This window comes from Rhizobium sp. J15 (assembly GCF_002531825.1).
Classification (GTDB): Bacteria; Pseudomonadota; Alphaproteobacteria; order Rhizobiales; family Rhizobiaceae; genus Rhizobium.
Genome location: NZ_NWSX01000117.1, coordinates 1 through 558 on the forward strand (window position 1 = coordinate 1; position 558 = coordinate 558).

Genomic DNA, 558 nt, shown 5'->3' on the forward strand with positions numbered 1-558 from the left:
TTCGCTTGATGTTGGTGCCCCAACCCTCGCGTTCCAACAGCACATGCACGCGGCGATAGCCGTACCGCACACGGATCTCGCAGATCTCGCGAATACGACGTTCCAGACCGGCCTGATCAGCACGGCGAGAGGTATAGTGGTGAGTTGATCGATCGAAGTTCAACGCTCCACAAGCACGTCGGATCGAGATCGCCCAATCGCAGCACATGCCTTTCACCATCTCCCGCTTCCGAGCAGGCCTTAGAGCTTTCGGCGGATGACATCCTGCAACATCTCGCGGTCCAGCGTCAGATCCGCGACGATCTTCTTCAGGCGCGAATTCTCGTCCTCGAGCTGTTTCAGCCTCTTCATCTCCGGTGGCAGCATGCCCGCGTATTTTTTCTTCCAGTTGAAATAAGTCGCCTGGCTGATCCCCGCCTTCCTGCAGATTTCAGCAACCGACACGCCTTCATCACCTTGCTTCAGAATGAACGCCTTCTGAGCGTCCGAAAACTGCGACGCTTTCATCGTCTTCTGGTCCCTTTCCCAGCCAGGAAAATGCACCGGAAAACTCTAACC

Annotated in this window: 1 pseudogene; it reads right to left on the bottom strand. The window is 55.9% G+C overall.

The annotated features are described in order from the left end of the window. Positions 1-507: pseudogene (locus CO670_RS32400) on the bottom strand (IS3-like element ISRel21 family transposase); the annotation flags it as partial. Positions 508-558 lie beyond the last annotated feature (51 nt).